The organism is uncultured Fretibacterium sp. (genome assembly GCF_938040765.1).
Taxonomy (GTDB): Bacteria; Synergistota; Synergistia; order Synergistales; family Aminobacteriaceae; genus CAJPSE01.
In genome coordinates this window covers 1-1,771 of the sequence record NZ_CALIAA010000244.1, presented here as the reverse complement: position 1 = coordinate 1,771, position 1,771 = coordinate 1, and the positions used below count along the sequence as shown (strand labels likewise).

The 1,771-nt window shown below is 59.3% G+C and carries 1 protein-coding gene; it reads left to right on the top strand.

Annotated features, from left to right (window positions below; translation table 11 throughout):
* The first annotated feature begins 148 nt into the window (after nt 1–148).
* Nucleotides 149–1,690: a ribosomal protection-like ABC-F family protein gene (abc-f, locus tag Q0176_RS08480; RefSeq protein WP_299301526.1), complete on the top strand. Its 1,542-nt coding sequence runs from the start codon at nt 149–151 to the stop codon at nt 1,688–1,690.
* The last annotated feature ends 81 nt before the right edge of the window (nt 1,691–1,771 follow it).

Sequence of the window (1,771 nt, the reverse complement as noted above, 5' to 3'; positions counted from 1 at the left end):
GCATCCTCGCCTCCTGGGACGCGCTGAGGAGGGCGGCGAACAAACGCTATTGGTTCCCGGGGCTGCTGGGTTCGGGGCGAAGCTGAGGCCGCGGGTTTGTCGAGGGGCTGCTTCCGCGCCGCTTTTTTATCCTGATCGGGAGGTCTCCATGACGCAGATTGCCATCTCCAACCTCACCTTCGCCTATCCGGGCGCTCCGGCTCCGCTTTTCAAGGAGCTTTCGCTCCGGATCGACACGGACTGGAAGCTGGGGCTCGTCGGCCGAAACGGGCGCGGCAAGACGACGCTGCTGGATCTGATCCAGGGGAAATACGAATATCAGGGGACGATAACGCCCCGTCTTCAAACCCGGCGATTCCCCGCTCCATCCGTGGACGAAGAGAGGGATGCTCTGGCTCTTCTGGACTCACGCTGTCCTGACCGGCCGCTCTGGGTTCTGAAGCGCGAGCTCTCCCGTCTTCAGTGCCCGGAGGAGATCCTGTCTCGTCCTTTCAAGACGCTTTCTCACGGTGAACGCACCAAGGTGCTTCTGGCGTCCTTGTTTCTGGAGAAGGATGTTTTCGCGCTCATCGACGAACCGACCGACCATCTGGATGCCGAGGCCCGTGCGGTCGTCGTCGATTATCTGCGATCCAAGCGGGGTTTCATCCTCGTGTCGCACGATCGGACGCTTCTGGACGACTGTGTTGACCATATTCTGGCCCTGAATCGATCCGGGGTGGAACTCCAGAAGGGGAACTTCTCCTCCTGGTTCCGTAACAGGGAGCTGCAGGACGGTATGGAACGGGACCTCAACGAAAAACTGGAGAGGGAGATGGGCCGGATGAAGGAGGCGTCCCGCCGCACCGCCGAATGGTCGGATCGGGTGGAGAGGAGCAAACGCGGCGCCTTGGACAAGGGGTTTGTCGGTCACAAGGCCGCGAAGATGATGAAACGGTCCAAGAATCTGGAGAACCGGCGCGAGGCTGCGATTGAGACCAAAAGGGGACTGCTCCGAAACGTTGAGACAACGCAGGCGCTTCAGCTGCGCCCTCTGCGGTATCATGCACAGAAGCTTGTCCGGGTCTCGGGCGTCTCGATCCGCTACGGCGATCACGTCGCCTGCCGGGATGTCGGTTTCGAGGTCGGGTGCGGCGAGCGCGTTGCCCTGATCGGGGGAAACGGAACCGGAAAGTCCAGCATCCTGAAGCTGATCGAGGGGAAAGACTTGGATTTTTGTGGAGAACTGCACCGGGCGTCGGGGCTCTCCCTATCCTGTGTGCCTCAGGATACCTCTTTCCTGAGGGGACGGCTCTCGGACTACGCAAGGCGAGAGGGGCTCGATGAGAGCTTGGTCCGTGCGCTTCTGGAAAAAATGGATCTCGTCCGGGAGAAGCTCGATGTCGATATGTCGGAGCTCAGCCAAGGGCAGAAGAAGAAGGTGCTGATCGCCGTGAGCCTCAGTCGGAGTGCCCACCTCTATATCTGGGACGAACCGCTCAATTTTGTGGACGTTTTTTCGCGTATTCAAATTGAAGAGCTTCTGCTGACGTTCAAGCCCGCGCTGTTGTTCGTGGAACACGATCGCGCTTTTGTCGGAAGGATCGCGACGAAAGTCATCACGATGCAGCCTACTGCTCCGAAGTCCTTTGAAAAAAAGTCCTTTGAAAGAACATCGTTCGGGGACAGTTCGAGGCATGAGGCCCCATGAAGGGAAACGAGGAAAAAACATGAAGAACGACCTGCGGCGCGCCGGGGTGCTGAACCTCGAGATGGAGGCCGCCACGGTCTT